A 254-nucleotide genomic window follows, 5' to 3' on the forward strand; every position below is an offset into this window, starting at 1 on the left:
CGAAGATTCATTGACTTGAAAGTCATTGAGTCTCATCAATTTGCCGGCCATCACGAAAATGATTTGGCAATCTACTTAGCAGAAAAAGAGTTGAAAAGCTCCGTTACGGCTGCCCGAATTATTAAAACATTAGCCAAGTATCAAAAGACTTGGCTAGACGGCTTCCCTTATTACTTCCTCTCTACAAAAGAGTTGCACAATGCAAGACAGTTTGTTGTGTCAAAAGAATTGATGGAAAGAATACAGCAATTGTC

At 39.0% G+C, this 254-nt stretch carries 1 protein-coding gene; it reads left to right on the plus strand.

Going from position 1 to position 254, the window contains the following annotated elements; translation table 11 throughout:
- Nucleotides 1-15: 15 nt before the first annotated feature.
- The coding region (locus tag R0J87_RS22580) for a hypothetical protein (RefSeq protein ID WP_498889129.1) at nt 16-254 on the plus strand (239 nt) is incomplete at its 3' end.

It is taken from the genome of Halomonas sp. SIMBA_159 (assembly GCF_046536035.1).
Classification (GTDB): domain Bacteria; phylum Pseudomonadota; class Gammaproteobacteria; order Pseudomonadales; family Halomonadaceae; genus Vreelandella; species Vreelandella venusta_A.